This is a genomic window from Amycolatopsis australiensis, assembly GCF_900119165.1.
GTDB classification, from domain to species: domain Bacteria; phylum Actinomycetota; class Actinomycetes; order Mycobacteriales; family Pseudonocardiaceae; genus Amycolatopsis; species Amycolatopsis australiensis.
In genome coordinates this window covers 949,103-969,621 of sequence record NZ_FPJG01000006.1, presented here as the reverse complement: position 1 = coordinate 969,621, position 20,519 = coordinate 949,103, and the positions used below count along the sequence as shown (strand labels likewise).

The following is a 20,519-nucleotide window of genomic DNA, read 5'->3' as shown; positions in this document are numbered from 1 at the left end:
TCCTGGGTGAAGGGAGACCGGGTGACGGCGGGGATCGTCGCGATCACCGGGCCGGATTCCGACGGCGAGCTGCGGGAGCTCGCCGCCTGGCTGCGTGGGGAAGACGAGCTTCGCGGCCGCGTCCAGCTGTTCGACGCCGTCGTGGTCGGCGTGACCAGCAACTCCGCCGGGGTCTTCTGCCGTTCGTTGTGTGCGTGGCTGCGGCGGTGCCGCGAAGCCCGCGTCTGCCTCAAGGTCAAGCGCTCCGGTGCCGCCGAGGAGCTCGAGCTCGACTGCGGTGCCGGCAGTGACGCCGAGCAGGTTCTCGGCGCCGTGCGCGGCTTTCTCGACCAAGCCTGAGAACGCAGAAGGCCCGCACGGCGCACCGTGCGGGCCTTCTTGCGTGGAAGCTGTCAGCCGCCACCGGGGGTCGTCGTCGTGCCGGTCGGGAACGGGAAGCCGCCGTTGCCTTCCGACAGCCACACCGTGACGGTCGCCGCCTTGTCGATCTGCGTCCCCGGCGCCGGGCTCTGCCGGGTGATCGTGCCTTCCGGCTGCTTGCTGCTCTTGTCGGACTGCTGCTTGAAGCTGCCGGTCCAGCCCATGCTCTGCAGCTTCTGCTGGGCCTCGTCCAACGTCATGCCGACCAGGCTGGGCAGCTCGATCTTGGTGTCGCCAGGGCCGGACGAGACGGTCAGGGTGATCGTGCTGCCGACCGGCACCGAACCGCCGTTCGGCGTCTGCTGGATGACCTGGTCCTTCGGCTGGTCGGACTGCTGGTCCACCCGCTTCACGGTGAAGCCCATGCCGGTGAGGGCGGCGTTGGCTTCGCTGTAGGTCTTGCCGATGTAGTTCGGAACCTGCTTCTGCTGCTTGCCCTTGCCGACGGAGATGGTCACGCTCGAGCCCTGCTGGACCTGACTGCCCGCCTGCGGGTTCTGCGAGACGACCTTCCCCACCTGGCTCTGGTCGTCGACGTCGACCTCCTGCACCGACTGGCTCAGGGTGAGCCCGGCTTCCTTGAGCTTCGATTCGGCTTCGTCGCGGCTCAGGCCCTTGAGCTCCGGCACCGTCGCCTGACCCGGCTTCTGGCCGATCGTGAGGGTGATCTGCGCCGACGTCGCGACCGGCGTGCCCACGTCCGGGGTGACGGCGATGACCTGGTTGATCTGGTCGGTGGTGCAGGGCGTGTTCCCGTTGCCGTCCGGGACCCCGCAGACCACGGTCTTGTTCGGCGCGAAGTTGTTGAAGCCCTTCTCGCGCAGGGTGTTCTTGGCCGCCAGCTCCGACTGGCCCTTCACGTCGGGGATCGGCACGGTCGCGGTGTCGTTGCCGCTCTTGAACGCGCCGGACAGCCACATGATCAGCACCACCGCGCCGAGCACGAACAGCGCGGCCAGCGCGGCCAGCAGCGTCCGGCGGCGGCGCTTGTCCCGTGGGTCCTCGTCGTCCGGTTCGGCGTACTCCTCGTAGCGCTGCGGCTGCCGCCGGTCGGCGTTCATCACCTGCGTGCGCTCGTCCTCGGACATCACCATCGGCGCGGCCGGGCGCTGGCCCGACAGCGTGCGCACCAGGTCCGAACGCATCTCCGCCGCCGACTGGTAGCGGTTCGCCGGGCCCTTGGCCAGCGCCTTCAGCACGACCGCGTCCAGCTCGGGCGCCACCGCCGGGTTCACCGACGACGGCGGGTTCGGGTCCTCCCGGACGTGCTGGTAGGCCACCGCGACGGGGGAGTCGCCGGTGAACGGCGGCTCGCCGGTGATCAGCTCGTAGAGCACGCAGCCGGCCGCGTAGACGTCGGAGCGCGCGTCGACCGACTCGCCGCGAGCCTGCTCCGGCGACAGGTACTGCGCCGTGCCGATCACCGCGGCCGTCTGGGTCATCGCGGACTGGCCGTCGTGCATCGCGCGCGCGATGCCGAAGTCCATCACCTTGACCGCGCCGTTCTTCGTGATCATCACGTTGGCCGGCTTGACGTCGCGGTGCACGATGCCGTGGCGGTGCGAGAAGTCGAGTGCCGCGCAGACGTCGGCCATGACCTCCATCGCCCGCTTCTGCGACATCGGGCCCTCGGTCTTGACGATGTCGCGCAGCGTCCGGCCTTCGACGTACTCCATGACGATGTACGGCAGCGGGCCGAACTCGGTGTTCGCTTCACCTGTGTCGTACACCGCGACGATCGCCGGGTGGTTCAGGGCGGCGGCGTTCTGCGCTTCGCGGCGGAAGCGCTCCTGGAACTGCGGGTCCCTGGCGAGGTCGGCACGGAGGATCTTGATCGCGACTTCCCGGCCGAGGCGCACGTCGTGGCCGTGATGGACCTCGGACATGCCTCCGTAGCCGAGCGTTTCGCCCAGCTCGTACCGGTTGGAGAGCAGTCTGGGTGTGCTCATCTCTGGGTGCCGTTCCATTCCGTCCAAGGTGCGGTCATGATGCCTTGCTGGCCATCGTCGGTCGTTGCGGGAGTGTCCGCCGGGTAGGCGCTCGAAGCGGGCGGCTGCTCCGCGGGCGGTTGTCTGCCCGGGACCACCTGGCTCGTCGGCTGGCCGGTGTGCGGTGGCGAGCCCGAGCTGCCGATCATCTTGGCCACCAGGACGATGCCCGCTACGAGGACAACGAGCAGGATGGCCGCGAGCAGCGCCCACCAGCCCCACTGCGACTTCTTCCTGGCGGCAGGCACCATGACCGGACGCATCACGGGCCGGGACGGCGGGCCGACGGCGACCATCGGGTTCACCGCCGGCGACGGCGGGCCGCCCAGCACCTGCGGCTGCTGCACCGGCGGCGGAACCTGCTGCTGCACCGGCGGCAGCTGCTGCTGCGGTTGCTGGCCGGTCACGTACGCCGCGTTGACCAGCCCGGACGGCGTCGGCAGCGGCAGGCCCGCGCGAACCGCGGCGACCGCGGCCGCGAACTCGCCGCCGTTGTTGTAGCGCTGCCGCGGATCCTTCACCAGCGTTGCCTCGATCACCGCGCGCGCCGCGGGCGGCACGTCCGGCGGCAGCGGCGGCGGGATGTCGCGGATGTGCATCATCGCGACCGTCACGGCGTTCTCGGACAGGAACGGCCGGTGCCCGGCGAGGCACTCGTAGCCGCACACGGCCAGCGAGTAGACGTCGGACGCCGGCTCCGCCGGATGCCCGAGCGCCTGCTCCGGCGCGATGTAGTGCGCGGTGCCCATGACCATGCCGGACCGGGTGACCGGGGCGGCGTCGGCGGCCTTCGCGACCCCGAAGTCGGTGATCTTCACCTGGCCGTTCGACGTCACCAGGATGTTGCCCGGCTTGACGTCCCGGTGGACCAGACCCTGTTCGTGCGCGGCCTGCAGCGCGTTGCCCGCCTGCTCCAGCATGTCGAGCGTGAACTCCGCCGACAGCCGCCCGTGCTTGGCCAGCAGGCCGGCCAGCGGGTCGCCGTCGACGAGCTCCATCACCAGGTACGCGATGGACAGGTCACCGTCGAAGATCGTCTCGCCGTAGTCGTGCACGGCGGCGATGCCGGGGTGGTTGAGGGACGCCGTCATCCGCGCTTCGGTGCGGAAGCGGTGGAGGAATTCGGCGTCGCCGGAAAGCTCGGCCTTGAGGATCTTGACGGCCACGGTCCGGTCCAGCCGGGTGTCGCTGGCCTGCCAGACCTCGCCCATCCCGCCGACGGCGATCCGGTTCGTCAGCTTGTACCGCTCGGCCAGCAGCTGACCCGAGGACAGCATCCGCTATCCACCCCCGAGCTTGGCGTTGATCGCCGCGCGGCCGATCTCCGCGGCGACCGTGCCGCCGGTCGCCGCGAGCCCGCGGTTGCCGCCGTCTTCGACGATGACCGCGACCGCGATCTGCGGCTTGTCGGCCGGGGCGAAAGCGGTGTACCAAGCGTGCGGGGCGGTGTTCTTGGAGTCCGTGCCGTGCTCGGCGGTGCCGGTCTTCGACGCGATCTGGATGTCCGGGCGCTTGCCGCCGCCCTTGGTGAAGCCTTCGGAAGCGATCATCATGTCCTTGAGGATCGCGGCGTTCGACGACGACAGCGCCGGGGTGCCGGTGAGCTCGGTGGGGCTGTAGTCCTCGATGGTCGACAGGTCCGGTGCCAGCACCGACTGCACCAGCTGCGGCTTCATCGCCATCCCGCCGTTGGCCACGGTGGCCGCGAGCAGGCAGTCCTGCAGCGGGGTCAGCCGGACGTCGCGCTGGCCGATGCCGCTCTGGAAGAGCGCGCCCTGCGAGTCCAGCGGCCCGACCGTCGACGGCGCGACCTTCATCGGCACGGTCAGGTCGGGCTGCCCGATGCCGAAGTTCGCCGCCGTCTTCTTCAGCTTGTCCGCGCCGAGCTGACCGGCGAACTCCGCGAACGGCACGTTGCAGGAGTGCGCGAGCGCGTCCTTGAACGTGTTGCCGGGGCAGGCTTCGCCGGCGTAGTTCTCCAGCGTGACGTTCGTGCCGGGCAGCTTCGTGTTCGGCGCCGTGTTGACCTGGGTGTCCGGGCCCTTGCCGTCCTCGAGCACCGCCGATGCCGTGACCAGCTTGAACGTCGAGCCCGGCGGGTAGGTCTCCGAGATCGCCCGGTTCAGCATCGGGTTCTTCGGGTCGTGGACGTAGGAGTTCCACGCGTCGGTCTGCGCCTTCGACGTGTGCGACGCCAGCTTGTTCGGGTCGTACGACGGCGTCGAGACCATCGCCAGGATCCGGCCGGTGCTCGGCTCCATCGCGACGACGGCGCCGGTGTAGCCCTTCTGCGTCATCAGGTCGTACGCGGCCTTCTGCACGGCCGGGTCGATGGTCAGCCGGACGTTGCCGCCGCTCGGGTCACGGCCGGTCACCATGTCCGACAGCCGCCGCACGAACAGCCGCGGGTCGGAGCCGTTCAGCACGTCGTCCTCGGCGCGCTCGAGCCCGCCGGAGCCGTAGTTGATCGAGTAGTACCCGGTGACCGGCGCGTACATCGGCCCGTCGACGTACGACCGGATGTACTTGTACTTGTCGTTCGACGGGTCGACCTTCGCCAGGACCTCGCCGTTCGCCTGCGACACGATCTGGCCGCGCCGCCGGGCGAACTCGTCGTAGAGGACCCGGGCGTTGCGCGAGTCGGTGCGGTAGTCGTCGGCCTTCACCACCTGGATGTAGGTGGTGTTCGCGAGCAGGAGGACGACCATGACGAGCATCGTCATGCCGACCTTGCGCAGCGGGGTGTTCATGCCTGCGGGCCCCCGTTCGCCGGCGGGCGCTGCACGAGCACGGTGTGCGCCTCGGCGATCGGCGCCTGCGGCTGGGGCTGCGGCTTCGGCCGGGTCGCGGGACGGCGGGCCGCGTCGGAGATCCGGAGCAGCAGCGCGACGAGGATGTAGTTCGCCAGCAGCGACGAACCACCCTTGGACAGGAAGGGGGCGGTGATACCGGTCTCCGGGATGAGCTTCGTGACCCCGCCGACGACGACGAAGATCTGCATGACCATGGTGAACGCCAGGCCGCCGCCGAGCAGCTTGCCGAACGTGTCGCGCACCGCCAGCGCGCTGCGCATGCCGCGCATCGCGACCAGCAGGTACAGCATCAGGACGGCGGCCAGCCCGATGAAGCCGAGCTCTTCGCCGATCGCCGCGGTGATGAAGTCGGTGTTGGCCTCCGGGACCATGTCGGGGCGTCCCGCGCCGAGTCCGGTCCCGCCGATGCCGCCGGTGCCGAGCCCGAACAGGCCCTGCGCGATCTGGTAGCCGCCGCCGGGCTTGTCGTAAGTGGCCAGTGGGTCCAGCCAGTTCGCGACGCGCTGCTGGACGTGCGTGAAGAGGTTGTAGGCGATCAGGCAGCCGCCGACGAAGAAGCTCAGGCCAAGGACGACCCAGATGATCCGCTCGGTCGCCACGTACAACATCATCAGGATGACGCTGAAGAACAGCAGCGACGTGCCGAGGTCCTTCTCGAACACCAGGATGCCGATGCAGGCGACCGCGGCGATGAGGATCGGGCCGAGGTCACGCGCGCGCGGCAGCTCGACGCCGAGGAACTTCTTGCCCGCCACCATGAACAGGTCGCGCTTCGACACGAGGAACGAGGCGAAGAAGACCATCAGCAGGATCTTCGCGAACTCGCCGGGCTGGATGGAGAAGAACGGCAGCTTCAGCCACACCTTGGCGCCGTTGACTTCGGACAGGCTCGACGGCAGCAGCGCCGGCAGGGCCAGCGCGACGATGCCGGCCAGGCCCGCGGTGTAGCCGTAGCGCGTCAGCGTGCGGTGGTCGTTCACCACGATCAGCACGGCGACGAAGAACGCCAGCGAGATGACCGTGAACAGCACCTGCGCGGTGACGGCGGGCGTGTAGTCCTTGCCGTTCTGGGCCGCCCGCTCCGCCAGCGCCAGGTCGATCCGGTGGATCATCACCAGCCCGATGCCGTTCAGCAGCGCGACGCAGGGCAGCAGGACGGGGTCCGCGTACGGCGCCCACTTCCGCACCGCCAGGTGCGCCGCGGCGAAGATCGCGAGGTAGGCGAGGCCGAGCCAGATGATCGACCAGGTGAGCTCCTGCTCCTGGTTCGCTTCCACGAGCACCAGGGCGAGGGTGACGATGAACGCGGCGAAGCCCAGCAGCACCAGCTCGGTGTTGCGGCGGGTCGGGACCTCGCGCGGCGGGTTCGTCTGGAACTGCGCGGCGAGCGGCTCGGCGGAACGCGCGACGGGCTGGCCCATCAGTTACCGCCTCCCGTCGTCGGTGCCGTCGAACTCGGCGTCGAGCAGTCCCTCCCCGCTGGCTGGTTCGCCGACGACGGAGCAGTGGAGCCGGCCGGAGCCGACGGAGTGGGCGTCGGCGTGACCGTGGGGGTCGGCGACGGGGACGGCTGGCCGCCCGCCGGCGCGCAGTTGTTCAGGCGCTTGTGCAGCTGGAGGAAGTCGTCGATGTACTTCCGGGCGTCGTCCAGGCTGTCCTTCTTGACGCCGTTCTGCACCGCCAGCCGCGCGTCCTCCTGGAGCTGGTCGACGCGCAGCTTGTCGGTGCACACCTGGTTGGGCGGGCAGGAACCCTGCTCGTAGGTGTGCAGGTCGATGCCGAGGATGCTGCCGGGGACGCCGCGGTAGATCACGACCTCCTGGTCCGCTCCCTCGCCGACATAGTACTGACTCAGGACGAAGTAGCGGGTGGCGATGGCGGCCGCGGCGAGCACCACGAGCACCACCAGCGCGCCGGCGAGCCAGCGGAACCGCTTCCGGCGCTTGGCTTTGGGGTCTTCGGTCGGCTGCGGCAGCTCGGGCCGCGGCGGCGGTGGCGGCTGGGTCAGCGCCCTGGCCCGCGCCGCGGGGGAGTCGCCCTGGTGCCGTTCGTCGCTGCCGTCCCCGGCGGCGCCGCCCACGATGGGCGCGTCCTCGCCGAAGTCGACGTCGACCACGTCGGCGATGATCACCGTGACGTTGTCGGTGCCGCCGCCCTTGAGCGCCAGCTCGATCATCCGGTCCGCGCACTGCTGCGGGTCCGGGATCTGCACGGCCTCGGCCAGCGTCTCATCGCTGACCATGCCGGACAGCCCGTCCGAGCAGATCAGGTACCGGTCACCGGCACGCGCTTCGCGCACGGTCAGGCTCGGCTCGACCTCGTGCCCGGTGAGCGCCTTCAGCAACAGCGACCGCTGCGGGTGCACCGCCGCCTCTTCCGGCGTGATCCGGCCCTGCTCCAGCAGCTCGTTGACGAAGCTGTCGTCCCGCGTGATCTGCGCGAACTGGCCGCCGCGCAGCAGGTACGCGCGCGAGTCGCCGACGTGCACCAGGCCCAGCCGGTTGCCGGCGAACAGCACCGCGGTCAGCGTGGTGCCCATGCCGTCGAGGTCCGGGTCCTGCGAAACCAGCTCGGCGATCGCGGCGTTGCCGTTGGCCACCGCCTCCCGCAGCTGCGCGAGCAGGTCGTCGCCCGGCTCGTCGTCGTCGAGCGGGGCGAGCGAGGCGATGACGACCTTGCTGGCCACTTCACCCGCCGCGTGCCCACCCATGCCGTCGGCGAGCGCGAGCAGGCGAGGGCCGGCGTACACGGAGTCCTGGTTGCTCGAACGCACCAGGCCCCGGTCGCTGCGGGCTGCGTAGCGGAGGACGAGAGTCATGGGCGAAGCTCGATCACCGTCTTGCCGATCCGGATGGGGACTCCGAGCGGGACCCGGAGGGGTGCAGTGACCTTAGCCCGGTCCAGGTAGGTCCCGTTCGTCGAGCCCAGATCTTCCACGTACCAGTCCTCGCCGCGCTGGGCGATCCGGGCGTGCCGGGTCGAGGCGTAGTCGTCGTCCAGCACCAACGTGGAGTCGTCGGCCCGGCCGATCAGGATCGGCCGTCCGTCGAGGGCGATGCGTGTCCCGGCGAGCGCGCCGTGGGTCACCAGCAGCTGCTGCGGTGACTTGCTGTTGCGCGGCTTCTTCTCCTTCTTGCGCCCGAAGGGCGGCACCTGGACGCGCATGCCGGAAGCCGCGTAGAGATCCGAGCGGACGACTCGGAGCGCGGCGAACACGAAGAGCCAGAGCAGCACGAGGAAGCCCACCCTGGTGAGTTGTACGACCAGCTCTGGCACTTGGTGTGTCCGCTCCCGACTCTTCCGCGCAGCCGCGACGCGGGTACGCCGCGGTCCCCCCGCACGTCAATTCTGCGGGAACAGTATTCCGTGCCCCCAGTCAGCCCTGTGTACGGAACACGAGCGAGGAGTGCCCCACCCGGATGACGTCGCCGTCGGCGAGCTGCCAGGTCTGGACCGGGGTGCCGTTCACGGTCGTGCCGTTGGTCGACCCGATGTCGGCGAGCGTCGCGCTCTGGCCGTCCCAGGTGATCTCCAGATGCCGGCGCGAAACGCCGGTGTCCGGCAGGCGGAAGTCCGCGTCCTGGCCGCGGCCGACGACGTTCCCGCCCTGCTTCAGCGAGTACGTCCGGTTCGAGCCGTCGTCCAGCTGCAGGCTCGCCGCGAGCTGCCGGCCCGGCGCGGGCTGGCCGTAGCCGGCCTGCGGCTGGCCGTACGGGTCCGCCGCGGGCTGGCCGTACGCCTGCTGCCCGTACTGGTCGTACCCGCCGCCCTGCTGCTGCTGGCCGTACTGGTCGTAGCCGCCGGGCTGCGCGTAGCCGCCCTGCTCGTAGCCGCCGGCCTGCGGGTGCCCGTAGCCGCCACCCTGGTCGTACCCGCCCTGCGGCTGGGCGTAGCCGGCCTGGTCGTAGCCGCCCTGGTGCTGGCCGTAACCCTGGTCGTAGCCGCCGCCCTGGGGCTGCGCGTACCCGCCCTGGTCGTAACCACCGCCCTGAGGCTGCCCGTACTGGTCGTAGCCGCCACCCGGCTGCTGCTGGCCGTACTGGTCGTAGCCGCCCTGCTGCTGGCCGTAACCCTGGTCGTACCCGGGCTGCTGGCCACCCTGCTGTCCGTAGCCGTACTGGCCCTGCTGGCCGTACGGGTCACCCTGGTCGTATTGGCCGTAGCCGGGGGGCTGGCTCATTGCTGGGTCTCCTGCGTTGCTGGGTCGTGCCGGCCGTGGTGAACCGGCGCCTGAGGGGCGGGCGTCGGGGTCGACGGACGAACGGGTCTTGAACTGTCCAGTATGCAGCGCCTCGTTGCGCTCGAGTGATACGACGACGTCACCATAGGTGTCCAGGCCCTCGGCGGCGAGGTGTTCCGACACCGCCCTGGCCAGCATCCGCGTGACGCGTTGCTCGTCGCCGGCCATGCGCTCGTGGTCAGCCGCTCCCAGGGACACGATGTAGTGATTGGGGGCGAGCTGCCGACCGCCTGCCAGCTCACGAACGTTCTCCTCACTCTCCCGCTCCAGGGCGATCGCCACTTCCTGCGTGACGACGTTGCCACCGAACATGCGCGCGAAAGTGTTCCCCACCAGCCTCTCGAGGCGTCTGTCGAAACGCTCGGCGCGGCCCACCGGGGAAAACCTCCTCACACGTGTGCTTCCGCATCGATCCTATCCGGGTGAGCGAGCCTCTACACGGCCCCCGGTGAAACCCGTTCAAACGACCTGCTAGTCTTCTCCTCGCTGCTTCAAGAAGCACTCGGGCGAGTGGCGGAATGGCAGACGCGCACGGTTCAGGTCCGTGTGTCCGAAAGGACGTGAGGGTTCAACTCCCTCCTCGCCCACCCGAAAAGGGCCCCGGCTGGTTGCCGGGGCCCTTTTTCGTGGCCTGGACCAGGGCCGTGGGCTACGTCACCGCCCCCTGTTCGCTCCTGGCGGACTTTCCCGGGTTAGGCCGTGTGGGTGGCGATCCAGTCCGCGATCACGTCCGCGCGGCTCGTCGTTTCGATGCCCGCGTGGGGGCAGCCCGGTCCGGTCGCCTCCACCGCGACGAGCCTGCCGTCCGTGAAGTACGGCGCTCCCGAGTCGTAGGTGCACGCGCTCGTCGTGGTCTGCGGGGCCGCGCCGCGGACGCCCAGCGTCGTCGGATCCACCTTCGCGACCGAGACCGTGCCCTGTTGCATGTGGGGCGCCGGGGCCGGGTCCGTGCTCGTCAGGCTGCCCCAGCCGGCCAGCGTCAGCTGCTGGCCCACCTTCGGCACCGCGCGGCTGATCCCGAGCGGCGCCACCACGGTCACCGGGGTGTCGAGGCGGGCCAGCGCGACGTCGTTCTCCGTGGCCTGCAGGACCTCGGTGACCTTGCGGGCCACGCCCGATTCGGCGGACTCGTCGACCAGGCCCAGCGTCACCGTCGTCGGGTAGGGCACCTTGCCGGAGACGCGGTTGCGCTGGGCGTCGTGGAAGCAGTGCCCGGTCGTGAGCACCCAACCGGGAGCGACCAGCGATCCGGTGCAGTAGCTGGTGTAGGTGGAGCCGTCCGGGCGCGGGATCTTCGTCATCGCGAGCTTCGCGACGAACCCGTACTGGCCCGGTGGGACGTCGGAACCGTGGCCGACGGCCGATGCGGCCGGAGCGGTGATGGTGGTCAGGACAGCGGCGGCGAGCAGGGCGCGCAGGCGCATTCTTCCCCTTCGTCGGATGAGTGATCGACGTTCGAGGCTATGGCCGCGGCCGCGGTCGGGGAATTCCCTGGCCGGGCGTCACCCGGTGTCCCACCGGGTGACGCCGTGCGGACGAACTAGTTCACGCCGACGAGGTCGACGACGAAGACGAGGGTCTCGCCGGGCTTGATCACGCCGCCCGCGCCGCGGTCGCCGTAGGCCAGGTGCGGCGGGATGACCAGCTTGCGGCGGCCGCCGATCTTCATGCCCGCGACACCCTGGTCCCAGCCGGAGATGACCTGGCCTGCGCCCAGCCCGAAGCGCAGCGGCTCACCGCGGTTCCAGGAGGCGTCGAACTCCTCGCCCGTCGAGTGCGAGACGCCGACGTAGTGCACGGTGACGGCCTTGCCGGGGGTGGCCTCCGCGCCGTCACCGACCGTGATGTCGGTGATCTCGAGGTCGGCCGGAGGTGGTCCGTCCGGGCGGTCGATCTGGGGCTTTTCCAAGGTCATGGCGCTCACCGTACCCACGCGCGCGAGGCTGCGCCGATCGGACTACGCCCAAGGGCGGAAAAACGCGAAAACTCTTCACACTTGTCCTACTGCTCGGTAGCGTGCGCTTCGTCACTCTTCTGACCTGAGGGGAGCCCGGTATGCGACGTGGCATCCGCGCCCTGACCGTCACGGCACTGGGGGCCCTCGTGGCCGGGCTGACCCAGGTCGCCGTCACCGCGCCGGCCGCGCAGGCGGCCCTGTCACCCGACGACTACTGCGGCGGGCAGTGCAACGACATCCTGCCGCCCGGCGAGAACGGCAACGCCACCCTCGCGGAGATCCTGGCGCACAAGCTCCTCGGCACGCGCCCCGAGCACGCCGCCGACCAGCTCGGGAAGTACTCGTCGCTGGCCAACGGCTACCGGACGCTGAGCACGAGCACGATCAGCCAGTACTTCAACGACTCGTCCTTCGGCGTGCCCGCCGACCAGGTCGCGAGCACGACCAAGCCGCGCTCGGACGTGACGATCGTGCGGGACAAGGCCCTCGGCGTCCCGCACATCACCGGGACCACCCGCGCCGGCACCGAGTTCGGCGCCGGGTACGCCGCCGCGCAGGACCGGCTGTGGCTGATGGACGTGCTGCGCCACGCCGCACGGGGCCAGGTCACGCCGTTCGCGGGCGGTGCCGAAGCCAACCGTGAACTCGAGCAGCAGTTCTTCGCGAACGCGCCGTACACCGAGGCGGAGCTGCAGCAGCAGATCGACCACGTCGCCGCCAGCGGTCCGCGTGGCGCGCAGGGCCTGGCCGACGCGCAGGCCTACGTCGACGGCATCAACAAGTACATCAGCGACTCCTACAACGGCCGCTACTTCCCCGGCGAGTACGTGCTGACCGGGCACGTCGACTCCATCACCAACGCCGGCTCGATCGACCCGTTCAAGCTGACCGACCTCGTCGCGCTCGCCTCCCTGGTCGGCGCGGAGTTCGGCGCGGGCGGCGGCGGGGAGGTGCAGAACGCCATCGCGAAGCTCGCGCTGCAGGAGAAGTACGGCGTCGTGCAGGGCGAGAAGGTGTGGCAGAGCCTGCGTGCGGAAGACGACCCCGAAGCCGTCAAGACGCTGCACGACGGCCAGACGTTCCCGTACGGCAAGACGCCGGCCAACGCGGTCGGCCGGGCCATGCCGGACAAGAACTCCGTGACGCCGCAGCAGCTGGTGTTCGACAAGACCGGCTCGGCCGCCACCGCGACGCCGTCCACTGTGGACGTCGCCGCGCCCGCCGAGCTGGACCCGGCCCGCGGCATGTTCGACAACGGCGTGCTGCCGGCGAACATGCTGAGCGAGAAGCACGGCATGTCGAACGCGCTGGTCGTCTCCGGTGCGAAGACGGCGAGCGGCCATCCGGTCGCCGTGTTCGGTCCGCAGACCGGCTACTTCGCCCCGCAGCTGCTGCTGTTGCAGGAACTGCAGGGCCCGGGCATCAGCGCGCGCGGTGCGGCGTTCGCGGGCCTGAGCATGTACGTCCTGCTCGGCCGCGGCCAGGACTACTCGTGGAGCGCGACGACGTCGGCGCAGGACATCATCGACACCTACGCGCTGCAGCTGTGCGACCCGAGCGGCAAGGCGCCGACGAAGGACTCGAACTACTACACCTACCAGGGCCAGTGCGTCCCGATGGACACCGTGGAGGTCAAGAACGCCTGGAAGCCGACCGTGGCCGACGGGACCGCGGCGGGCTCGTACACCCTGCGCAGCTACCGGACGAAGTACGGGCCGGTGCAGAGCCGGGCGACCGTCGGCGGCAAGCCGGTGGCGTACGCGGCGCTGCGCTCGACCTACTTCCACGAGGTCGACTCGCTGATCGGCTTCCAGGAGCTGAACGACCCGGGCTTCGTCCACTCGGCACAGGACTTCCAGAAGGCCGCGGCGGACATCAACTACACCTTCAACTGGTTCTACGCCGACTCCAGGGACATCGCCTACTTCAACTCCGGGGCGAACCCGGCCCGGCAGTCCGATGTGGACCCGAACATGCCCGTCTGGGGCGACCAGGGCCACGACTGGGTCGGCTGGAACCCGGCGGGCAACGTGGCGACCTACACGCCGGCGTCGCAGCACCCGCAGTCGATCAACCAGGACTACTACGTCAGCTGGAACAACGCGCAGGCCAACGGCTACGCGGCCGCGGGCGCGGACAAGTCCGCCGTGCACCGCGTCGACCTGCTCGACTCGCGCGTCAAGCAGCTGATCAGCAGCGGCACCAAGGTCACCCGGGTCAACCTGACCCAGGCGATGGAGGACGCCGCGCTCGCCGACCTGCGGGCCGAGCGCGTGCTGCCGCTGCTGCTGCAGGTGCTCGACAAGGCGCCGGCGACCGGTGCGGCGGCGGACGCCGAGGCGAAGCTCAAGACGTGGCTCGCGAACGGCCACCTGCGCAAGGAGACGTCGCCGGGCAGCAAGACCTACGCCGACGCCGACGCGATCCGCATCTTCGACGCGTGGTGGCCGCTGCTCGTCCAGGCCGAGTTCAAGCCGGGCATGGGCGACGACGCGTACAACGCGATGACGAACGTGCTGGGCATCAACGAAAGCCCGTCCGGCTGGCAGAACGGCAACGGGCAGCACACTGGCCAGCCGCACAAGGGTTCGTCGTTCCAGTTCGGCTGGTGGGGGTACGTCAGCAAGGACATCCGGCAGGTCCTCGGCCAGCCGGTGGCCGGCCCGCTCGCGCAGACCTTCTGCGGGAACGGTGACGTCACCGCGTGCCGCCAGGCGCTCGCCGACTCGCTGACCACCGCCGCCGGCCAGGCCGCGAACACCGTCTACCCCGGTGACGCGTCCTGCTCGGCCGGTGACCAGTGGTGTGCCGACACGATCGTGCACACCCCGCTCGGCGGCATCACGCAGGACAAGATCAGCTGGCAGAACCGCCCCACATTCCAGCAGGTCGTGGAGTACGCCGCGCACCGCGGTGACAGCATCGCGAACCTGTCGGCGGGGAAGACGGTCAGCGCCACCAGTGCCGAAACCGGCTTCTACAACTCGCCGGCGTCGAACGCGATCGACGGGAACGCCTCGACCCGCTGGGCCAGCGACTGGAGCGACGACCAGGCGATCACCGTCGACCTCGGCTCGGTGCAGCAGGTCTCGCGGGTGATCCTCAGCTGGGAAGCCGCGTACGGCAAGAGCTACAAGATCCAGCTCTCGCCGGACTCCGTCCACTGGACGGACGCGGCCGTGGTCACCGACGGCAACGGCGGACAGGACAACGTCTCGTTCGCCGCGACGCCCGCCCGCTTCGTGAAGATGCAGGGCGTCCAGCGCGGCACGAAGTACGGCTACTCGCTTTACGAGTTCGAGGTGTACGCGCACTGAGCCCGGCCGGGGCACTCGCGGACGCGTGGGTGCCCCGGCCGCCCGTTACCGTGGGCGGATGGACGACTGGACGCCCCGCACCAAGGCCATCGCCGCCGGCCGCCCGCACGGGCCCGGCGAGCCGCTGAACACGCCGCTCGTCGCCACCAGCACCTACGAGGCCGGTGGCGATTTCACGTACGCGCGCAGTGACGGCACGCCGACGTGGGTCGCGCTCGAGGAGGTCGTCGGCGCACTGGAAGGCGGGCACGCGACGGCGTTCGCGTCCGGCGTCGCCACGCTGTCGGCCGTGCTCGACCTGCTGCCGGTCGGGTCGCGGGTGGTCGTGCCGACCTTCAGCTACGCCGTGACGCGCGGGGTGCTGGCCCACGCGCAGAAGCTCGGCAAGCTCGCCGTCACCGAGCTGGAGCCGGCCGACACCGAGGCCTGGGTGGCCGAGGCCGCGACGTCCGACCTGGTCTGGCTCGAGTCGCCGACCAACCCGACGCTCGACCTGATGGACATCGCGACGATCGCCGCCGCCGCGCGCGGCCGGGTCGTCGTCGACAACACGTTCGCGACGCCGTTGCAGCAGCGGCCCCTCGACCTGGGCGCCGATGTCGTCGTGCACAGCGCGACGAAGCTGATCGGCGGGCACAGCGACCTGCTGCTGGGCATCACGGTGGCCAAGGACCCGGCGGTCGCGGCCGAGCTGCGCGGCGCCCGTACCCGCGTCGGCTCGACGCCGGGCGCTCTCGAAGCCTGGCTCGCGCTGCGCGGGCTGCGGACGATGCCGGTGCGGCTCGCCGAGCAGTCCCGCACCGCCGCGCTGCTGGCCGAGCGGCTCGCCGGGCACGCCGCCGTCCGGCTGGTGCGCTACCCGGGTTTCGGGATGATGGTCTCCTTCGAGCTGGCCGACGCCGAGACGGCGGACCGGTTCTGCGCGGCGGTCCGGCTGATCCGCCCGGCGACGAGCCTCGGCGGCGTCGAAAGCCTGGTCGAACGGCGGGCCTGGCTCGCCGGCGAGGAACGGGTCCCGCCGGGCCTGATCCGCTTCAGCGTCGGCCTCGAAGACCCGGAGGACCTGTGGCGCGACCTGGTGGCCGCGCTGCCGGAGTAACACGGGCGAGTGATTCCTCGATAGTCGCGGCATCGCAGGTCAACCGCCGTTGGGAGTCATCGTGGGCAGATCGTTGAGCCGTGTCGCCGGAGTCGCCTTCGCGGCTGCCCTGGTCACCTTCGCCGCCGCGCCGGCCGCGCTGGCGCAGGAGAAGCCGAGCACTTCGGAGACGACCACGACGACCACCACGACGACGTCCGAGACGACCACGACGCCCACCACGTCGGAGACCACGGCACCGTCCACTTCGGTCACGACCACCGGGACCACCGCGGCGGAACCGACCCACTCGGCGGTCAAGACCACGACCCCGAAGACCACCTCTTCGGCACCGGAATCGTCCGAGCCGCCGAAGGACGACTACCAGGACAACACCGGCCACGGGTTCGTCGGCCTCGGCGGCGAAGGCGTGCTGGTCATCGCGTGCGCGGCCGGTGCGCCCGGCAACGTGGCGACCCAGTACCTGAGCGTCACCGGTGGGCCCGATCAGGACGGCGCCGACGGCCGGCTGTGGAACTACTCCGTGCGCGTGGCCGACGCGCCCGCCGGCACCACGACCGCCAAGTTCAGCTGGACCTGCAACGGTGCCGAGGGCAACGGGATCGTCGAGTTCGAGCAGGAGCAGCCGCCGGCGAGCAGCACGACGCCGACCACCAGCACCAGCAGCAGCGTTCCGTCGAGCACCGCGCCGGTCACCACGGCCGCGTCCACCTCGGCCACATCCACCACTGCCGCATCCACCACTGCTACATCCACCGCGACGGCGCCCGGCAACGCCGCTCCGAAGGCTCAGGTCAAGGTCGCGCCGAAGGGCGGGGTCGAGACGGGCTTCGGCGGCACGGCCCGGTGACCGTCCGCCGGGTGGGCGCCGCGCTCGCCCTGGTGCTGACGCTGGCCGCGTGCGGCACCAGCGAGCCGCCGAAGGCCGCGGCGCCGGCGTCCGTCCCGTCGTCGGTTCCGGTCACCAAGCCGTTCAAGGGACTCCGGCCGACGTCGGTGAAAATCCCCAAGATCGGCGCGGAGTCCAGCCTCCTGGCCGTCGCGGTCAAACCGGACGGCACGATTTCCGTTCCTTCGGTGCACACGCCGATGCAGGCGGCCTGGTACAAACTTTCGCCGGTGCCCGGTGACGTCGGCCCGGCGATCGTGCTCGGGCACGTCGACGGCGACAAGCAGCCCGGAATCTTCTTCAAGCTGAAGGATCTCGTGCCCGGCGACGAAGTGGACATCGACCGCAGCGACGGGCGGCAGCTCAAATTCGTCGTCGACCGCGTCACGCAGGTCCCGAAGGACACGTTCCCGCGCGATGCCGTCTACGGCAACAGCACCAAGCCCGAACTGCGGCTGATCACGTGCGGTGGCGCCTTCGACCACGCTGAGCACAGTTACAAGGACAACATCGTCGTATACGCGAACCTGGCCTGAGCGTTACAGGTTTCCGCAGTGGTTTTCTTCACCTCTTTTTCGTTTCCGGTATAGACCAGTAATAGGGCAGGATGTCCGAGTCGCCCGATCGTGTCTTTTCTCGGCAACGAGCGGCACGCGTAGTGGGGGTCATTGCGCGTTTCCTTCCCCAGGGAGTCATTTTGAAGAAGACCCTGGGCCGTCTCGCGGGCGCTGTGCTCGCGGGGGCCCTGCTCACGCTCACCGTCTCGCCCGCTGCGCTCGCGCAGGAGGCCCCGGCCACCTCGACCACCGAGGCCGCGCCCACCTCCGAGGCCCCGACGACGACGGAGGCGCCCACGAGCACCTCGGCTCCGTCCTCGGAGCAGCCCACCTCGGAGCAGCCGACGTCGGAGCAGCCGCCGACGTCGACCGGCACCGGCACGCCCACCTCGGGCAAGCCGACCAAGCCGTCCGAATCGACCACCGAGCCCACCACCGAGCCGACCGACCCGTTCCCGCACGGTGACGACTACCTCGACAACGTCGCGTACGCGTGGGAGCTCGAAAAGGGCGCCGGCCTGCTGGCCATCGCCTGTGCCGCGGGCGAGCCGAAGAACGTCGTCTCCAACGACTTCTCCGTGGTCGGCGGCCCGTACCAGGACGGCGCGGACGGCCGGTACTGGGGCTTCGACATCCAGCTGAACGAGGGCAAGCACCTGTCCGACGCCACCGAGGTCTCCTGGACCTGCGAGGGCAAGCCGGTCACCAAGCCGGTCGCGCCGGGCGGCGGCTCGGCCACCGTCGGCGCGCAGGTCAAGGTGACCCCGAAGGCCGGCGGTGTCGAGACCGGTGGCGGCGCGACGGCCCGGTCCTGACCGCATGACCAAGCAGTTCCGCCGCGGCGGCCGCGTGTTCGCGGCCGCCCTGGCGCTGTCCTTCGCGCTGGCCGGCTGCGGGAGCTCCACCCCGCAGGCGGCGGCCCCGTCCTCGTCCGCGCCGGCTCCGCCGCCGGTGACCAAGCCGTTCGCCGGCCTGCGCCCGACGCAGCTGAACATCCCGAAGATCGGGGCGCAGTCATCGCTGGTCTCGGTGCTGCCGAAGGCCGACGGTGGGATCTCGGTCCCGTCGGTGCACACGCCGATGCAGGCGGCCTGGTACAAGATGTCGCCGGTGCCGGGCGAGACCGGTCCGTCGATCGTGCTCGGGCACGTCGACGGCGACAAGAAGCCCGGGATCTTCTTCAAGCTCAAGGATCTCGTGCCGGGCGACGAGGTGGACGTCGACCGCAGCGACGGCAAGAAGCTGAAGTTCGTCGTCGACCACGTGGAACAGGTCCCCAAGGACACGTTCCCGCGCGACGCGGTCTACGGCAACACCGACAAGCCGCAGCTGCGGCTGATCACCTGCGGTGGCGCGTTCGACCACGCCGAGCACAGCTACAAGGACAACATCGTCGTGTACGCGAACCTAGCCAACGCCTGAGCCCGGGTACGGGAATCCGGGCCGCACCGTGGTTTCCGGGCACACCCAGCGGCGCATGCCGGCGTCGCAGACGGCGTAGCCCCAGTTGATCAGCTGGTCCTGGATCTTCTCGGACATGCTGGTCAGCCGGGTCTTCGTCTCGGCCAGCCGCCGGGTGTGCGCCACGGGCGCGGGCAGGGCGTCCGGCAGCTCGAAGTTCGCGATGTCGCTGTAGGTCGCCCAGTAGGTTCCGGCGTACGTCTTGTCCTCGAAGCTCTTCAGCAGCGAGCCGGTGCGCAGCTCGCGGACCTGGTTGTCCATCACGGTCAGCACGCGCAGCAGCTGCATCGGCCAGTTCCGCTTCGGGTTCGCCTCGTGCTTCATCTTCTTGCCGGCGTCGCTGACCAGGACGGTCGCGCGCTGGTTTTCGATCGGGTCGAGGCCCAGGTTGTCGTACACGCCGGCGTCGCTCAGCACGATCTTGCGGTCCGGCTGGTGCGGGTCGGGGATCACGACCGGTGAGAGCATCGGCGGGAAGGCCGACGACGCGGCGACCGCGGTCGCCAGCGGGACCTGCCCGTGCGGGCCCGGCTGGCGGAAGAACCACCACAGCGAGCCGTCCTGCAGGCTGGTCGCGGTGAACACGAAGTTGGGTCCGGCCGGGTCGAGGTCCGCGAGACGGCAGTCGCCGAAGAGGTGTTTCGCGTAGCGGCGGGCGAGCTCCTCACCCGCGCTGCGCCACGGGATGCACATGGCCTTGAGCGTCACCGGGACGTCGAGGTTCGTGCGGGCCAGCTTCCGGATCGGCTGCACGACCTCCTTGCCGAAGTTCTCGGCGACACCGTCTTCGCCGAAGTACAGCTTGTGCCACGCGTGCGCGAGCACCCCGGCCGCGATCGACCCGCCGGAGACGCTCGAGACGGTGGTCAGCTTCGGCAGCCAGCCGAGTTCGTTGAGCCGCCACAGGGCGCCCGCGTGGAAGAGCATGGCCCGGTAGCCGCCACCGGAGAGCGCGAGCCCGACACCGTCCCGTTTCGCCGCGTCCACCCGGCCGAGTTTAGGGCCGCAGCAGCGGTGCGAGGAGGGGCCGCTGCTCGGCGGGGACGTATTCGGCGTAGTTGTCGTACAACGCCTGCTTGGCCAGGTGGGCCGCGCCGGCGCCGTCGGCCGAGCGGATCGCGTCGAGCACTTCGGCGTGGTGCGCGAGCCACGTGCGCATCAGCGACGTCCGGTTGCTGGCGTGCTCCAGCTTGTCCTCGATCAGCTCCAGCACGACCCCGCGCACGACTTCTTCGCTGACCACCAGCAGGGGATTGCGGGAGATGCGCGCGATCACTTCGTGGAACGCGACGTCGGCGCGGCTGAACTCGGCGTAGCCGCGGGAAACGCCTTCGCGCATCGACTCCAGCGCCGCGTCCAGGCCGGTCAGGTCGTCGTCGGTGCGCAGCTCGGCCGCGAGCAGGTGGGCCGAGCCGTCGAGGATCATCCGGAACTGCAGCAGTTCCGCGAGCCCGACGTGCTCCGCGCGCGCGAGCCGGTGCATCGAGCGGGCCAGCGCGGCGGGGGAGGCGGCGAGTACCTCGGGGCCGCGCGGGTCACCGGGGCGCGAGCGGATCATCTCGGCCGCCTGCAGCACGCGCAGGGCTTCGCGGATCGTCGAGCGGCCGACGCCGAACTGCGTCATCAGCTCGCGTTCGCTCGGCAGCCGTTCGCCCGGCTTGAGCTCGCCGCTGATCACGGCGTGCTCGATCTGCTCGACGACCCGCTCGTACGCGCGGACCGGAGCCACCGGTTCGAACCGCATCCTTGACCTCGTCGTCCCCGCAATGTCAGGCTAC

Annotated in this window: 18 protein-coding genes and 1 tRNA gene; 8 read left to right on the top strand and 11 right to left on the bottom strand. The window is 70.3% G+C overall.

Going from position 1 to position 20,519, the window contains the following annotated elements:
- The first annotated feature begins 21 nt into the window (after positions 1 to 21).
- Positions 22 to 339: an effector-associated constant component EACC1 gene (locus tag BT341_RS05865; RefSeq protein ID WP_072475297.1), complete on the top strand. Its 318-nt coding sequence runs from the start codon at positions 22 to 24 to the stop codon at positions 337 to 339.
- A gap of 53 nt (positions 340 to 392) precedes the next feature.
- Here the strand turns inward: BT341_RS05865 and pknB are convergent, their stop codons facing one another.
- The 7 genes from pknB to BT341_RS05830 form a co-directional block, all read right to left on the bottom strand.
- Entirely contained in the window at positions 393 to 2,369 is a 1,977-nt protein-coding gene (gene pknB, locus BT341_RS05860; RefSeq protein ID WP_072475296.1) for a Stk1 family PASTA domain-containing Ser/Thr kinase, read from the bottom strand.
- Complete coding sequence (locus BT341_RS05855) at positions 2,366 to 3,685, bottom strand: serine/threonine-protein kinase (protein WP_072475295.1); 1,320 nt, start codon at positions 3,683 to 3,685, stop codon at positions 2,366 to 2,368. Before BT341_RS05855 ends, pknB begins: the two co-directional genes overlap by 4 nt.
- Positions 3,686 to 3,688: 3 nt before the next feature.
- The gene (locus tag BT341_RS05850) at positions 3,689 to 5,158 is read right to left on the bottom strand and encodes a peptidoglycan D,D-transpeptidase FtsI family protein (protein ID WP_072475294.1); all 1,470 of its coding nucleotides are present in this window, start codon (positions 5,156 to 5,158) and stop codon (positions 3,689 to 3,691) included.
- Complete coding sequence (locus BT341_RS05845) at positions 5,155 to 6,642, bottom strand: FtsW/RodA/SpoVE family cell cycle protein (protein WP_072475293.1); 1,488 nt, start codon at positions 6,640 to 6,642, stop codon at positions 5,155 to 5,157. The genes BT341_RS05850 and BT341_RS05845 overlap by 4 nt, the downstream gene beginning before the upstream one ends.
- Positions 6,642 to 8,039: a PP2C family protein-serine/threonine phosphatase gene (locus BT341_RS05840; protein ID WP_072475292.1), complete on the bottom strand. Its 1,398-nt coding sequence runs from the start codon at positions 8,037 to 8,039 to the stop codon at positions 6,642 to 6,644. Before BT341_RS05840 ends, BT341_RS05845 begins: the two co-directional genes overlap by 1 nt.
- Positions 8,036 to 8,497: an FHA domain-containing protein FhaB/FipA gene (locus BT341_RS05835; RefSeq protein ID WP_072475291.1), complete on the bottom strand. Its 462-nt coding sequence runs from the start codon at positions 8,495 to 8,497 to the stop codon at positions 8,036 to 8,038. The genes BT341_RS05840 and BT341_RS05835 overlap by 4 nt, the downstream gene beginning before the upstream one ends.
- 100 nt (positions 8,498 to 8,597) lie before the next feature.
- Positions 8,598 to 9,836 (bottom strand): FHA domain-containing protein, encoded by a 1,239-nt coding sequence (locus tag BT341_RS05830; RefSeq protein ID WP_072475290.1) that lies wholly within the window; start codon positions 9,834 to 9,836, stop codon positions 8,598 to 8,600.
- Between the two features lie 129 nt (positions 9,837 to 9,965).
- Between BT341_RS05830 and BT341_RS05825 the strand changes: the two genes are divergently transcribed.
- Positions 9,966 to 10,048, top strand: a tRNA-Leu gene (locus BT341_RS05825).
- A gap of 105 nt (positions 10,049 to 10,153) precedes the next feature.
- On the opposite strand, the gene BT341_RS05820 is transcribed toward BT341_RS05825, so the two are convergent.
- Positions 10,154 to 10,885, bottom strand: a complete 732-nt coding sequence (locus tag BT341_RS05820) for a S1 family peptidase (protein WP_072475289.1) — start codon at positions 10,883 to 10,885, stop codon at positions 10,154 to 10,156.
- Positions 10,886 to 11,001: 116 nt separating this feature from the next.
- The gene (locus BT341_RS05815) at positions 11,002 to 11,376 is read right to left on the bottom strand and encodes an FKBP-type peptidyl-prolyl cis-trans isomerase (protein WP_072475288.1); all 375 of its coding nucleotides are present in this window, start codon (positions 11,374 to 11,376) and stop codon (positions 11,002 to 11,004) included.
- Positions 11,377 to 11,516: 140 nt separating this feature from the next.
- On the opposite strand from BT341_RS05815, the gene BT341_RS05810 reads away from it, so the two are divergent.
- From BT341_RS05810 to BT341_RS05785, 6 genes are all read left to right on the top strand, one after another.
- Positions 11,517 to 14,735 carry a penicillin acylase family protein gene (locus BT341_RS05810; protein WP_177328747.1) on the top strand — a complete coding sequence of 1,073 codons (3,219 nt, stop codon included), beginning with the start codon at positions 11,517 to 11,519 and terminating at the stop codon, positions 14,733 to 14,735.
- Between the two features lie 58 nt (positions 14,736 to 14,793).
- Complete coding sequence (locus BT341_RS05805) at positions 14,794 to 15,834, top strand: trans-sulfuration enzyme family protein (protein ID WP_072475287.1); 1,041 nt, start codon at positions 14,794 to 14,796, stop codon at positions 15,832 to 15,834.
- Between the two features lie 61 nt (positions 15,835 to 15,895).
- Positions 15,896 to 16,684, top strand: a complete 789-nt coding sequence (locus BT341_RS05800; protein ID WP_245804892.1) for a hypothetical protein — start codon at positions 15,896 to 15,898, stop codon at positions 16,682 to 16,684.
- Complete coding sequence (locus BT341_RS05795; protein WP_072475285.1) at positions 16,681 to 17,259, top strand: class F sortase; 579 nt, start codon at positions 16,681 to 16,683, stop codon at positions 17,257 to 17,259. Before BT341_RS05800 ends, BT341_RS05795 begins: the two co-directional genes overlap by 4 nt.
- A 161-nt stretch (positions 17,260 to 17,420) precedes the next feature.
- Positions 17,421 to 18,095 (top strand): hypothetical protein, encoded by a 675-nt coding sequence (locus tag BT341_RS05790; RefSeq protein WP_072475284.1) that lies wholly within the window; start codon positions 17,421 to 17,423, stop codon positions 18,093 to 18,095.
- Between the two features lie 4 nt (positions 18,096 to 18,099).
- Positions 18,100 to 18,702 carry a class F sortase gene (locus BT341_RS05785; protein ID WP_072475283.1) on the top strand — a complete coding sequence of 201 codons (603 nt, stop codon included), beginning with the start codon at positions 18,100 to 18,102 and terminating at the stop codon, positions 18,700 to 18,702.
- Here BT341_RS05785 and BT341_RS05780 read toward each other — a convergent pair.
- Complete coding sequence (locus BT341_RS05780; protein WP_072475282.1) at positions 18,688 to 19,728, bottom strand: patatin-like phospholipase family protein; 1,041 nt, start codon at positions 19,726 to 19,728, stop codon at positions 18,688 to 18,690. The genes BT341_RS05785 and BT341_RS05780 overlap by 15 nt on opposite strands.
- A 10-nt stretch (positions 19,729 to 19,738) precedes the next feature.
- Positions 19,739 to 20,485: a FadR/GntR family transcriptional regulator gene (locus BT341_RS05775; protein WP_072475281.1), complete on the bottom strand. Its 747-nt coding sequence runs from the start codon at positions 20,483 to 20,485 to the stop codon at positions 19,739 to 19,741.
- Between the last annotated feature and the right edge of the window lie 34 nt (positions 20,486 to 20,519).